3 protein-coding genes are annotated in these 1,505 nt (G+C 69.9%); 2 read left to right on the top strand and 1 reads right to left on the bottom strand.

Annotation, left to right across the window (positions count from 1 at the left end; all coding sequences use genetic code 11):
* A partial coding sequence (locus ACYVE9_RS26355) for an MFS transporter (RefSeq protein WP_461030403.1) occupies positions 1–311 on the top strand: 311 nt, incomplete at its 5' end.
* Positions 312–350: 39 nt separating this feature from the next.
* Here the strand turns inward: ACYVE9_RS26355 and soxR are convergent.
* On the bottom strand, positions 351–806 hold the full coding sequence (gene soxR / locus ACYVE9_RS26350) for a redox-sensitive transcriptional activator SoxR (RefSeq protein ID WP_461030402.1): 456 nt from the start codon (positions 804–806) through the stop codon (positions 351–353).
* A gap of 300 nt (positions 807–1,106) precedes the next feature.
* On the opposite strand from soxR, the gene ACYVE9_RS26345 reads away from it, so the two are divergent.
* A complete protein-coding gene (locus ACYVE9_RS26345) occupies positions 1,107–1,427 on the top strand; it encodes a VOC family protein (protein WP_461030401.1) in 321 nt (106 codons plus the stop codon).
* The last annotated feature ends 78 nt before the right edge of the window (positions 1,428–1,505 follow it).

The following is a 1,505-nucleotide window of genomic DNA, read 5'->3' as shown; positions in this document are numbered from 1 at the left end:
CGGTGGACGGGTCGCCGGTGTCGCTGCTGCTCGCCCCGGCGCTCTTCGGCCTCGGGCAGGGGCTCTGCGTGCCCACTCTGACCATGCTGATCGGTGAGCACGCACCGCTCGCGCTGCGCGGCCGGGCGGCGTCACTGGCCGGCACGGCGACGTTCACCGGCCAGTTCCTCTCGCCGCTCGCCTTCGGCCCCCTGGTGTCCGCCACCACCACCGCCACCGGCTTTCTCACCGCCGCGCTGCTGGAGGCGGCGGTGCTGGCGGTGCTGCTGTTCCCGCCGGTGAGGCGGACCGCACCGGCCGGCCGTCTCTGACCGGGCGGGCACGGCGCGGTGGACGGGGCCGGGCCGCGCTCAGTGGCCGGTCAGGTGGCGGGGGCCGGGTCCCTCTTCGGCCACGACGTCCTTGGGGTTGGCCAGGGCGCAGCGTTCCAGCGACAGGCAGCCGCAGCCTATGCAGCCGGTGAGGTTGTCCCGCAGCTCCTGGAGCTGGGTGATGCGGGTGTTGAGATCCTTCTGCCAGCACTCCGACACCCGCGCCCAGTCCTCACGGGTGGGGGTGCGGCTCTCCGGCAGCAGCTCCAGCACAGCCCGGATCGTCTCCAGGGAGATGCCGACCCGCTGCGACGCCCGGATGAACGCCACCCGGCGCAGGGTGTCGCGGGCGTAGCGGCGCTGGTTGCCGGTGGTGCGGCGGCTCTGGATCAGGCCGTTGCGTTCGTAGAAGCGGAGCGCCGAGGTGCTGACGCCGCTTCGCTCGGCGGTCTCGCCGACAGTGAGTTCACGAGTCTTCCAGGACACGGGAGTCATCTTCCCAGACTAACCGCGACCTGAAGTTTTGTTTAAGGCACATCAGGCGCTTCGCCGTCCGTCCGGAGTGTGCTCGGCGGGAACTCCGATACGCGGATTCGGCAATCCGGGCGTCTTCCGATCCCGTGTTCCGCACGGTTCTTTTCCCTCCCCTGACGTTCTCCGCACGTGCATTTTGCATTCCCGCCGAACGGCTTTACTTCAACCCGTGTTCAAGTTCTACGGTTTTCCCAGTCGCTGCGGCGCCGCACGGAAGTGCGGTACCAGGCCGTGATCCCGTGTCGGAAGAGGGAGACGCCCATGTACGGAAAGCTCGCCATCACCGCGGTTCTGTGCGAGGACCTGGAGGCCATGACCGCCTTCTACCGGGACCGCCTCGGTCTGAAGGTCCTCGCCGAGCAGGAGGGCGAGATCGTGCTCGCCACGGGCACGGGTGGCGGCCTCATCCTTCAGCGGCAGGACCGCAGGGCCATCGAGCTGGTCTTCACCGAGTCGGACGTGCGCGGCGCCCACGGGTCCCTCAGCGACCTCAAGCCCAGCGAGATCGAGCCCCAGGACGACGGCCACGGCTTCCACGTCCTCGACCCGGAGGGCAACTCGGTCCACTTCGTCGACCACTGAACCGGTACCACCGGGCCGGCCGGTGCACGTCACCGGTGCCGGCCGGTCGCTCGACGCCGGGCATGGCGCGCCTCCCCC

It is taken from the genome of Streptomyces sparsus (assembly GCF_054776295.1).
Note: the sequence above shows the minus strand (reverse complement) of the source record. Positions and strands in the feature narration are given on the sequence as shown.

Excerpts from the sequence above, each read along its gene's own strand:
- ACYVE9_RS26345 (WP_461030401.1), top strand. The coding sequence starts at position 1,107 with ATGTACGGAAAGCTCGCCATCACCGCGGTTCTGTGCGAGGACCTGGAG.
- soxR (WP_461030402.1), bottom strand. The coding sequence starts at position 806 with ATGACTCCCGTGTCCTGGAAGACTCGTGAACTCACTGTCGGCGAGACC.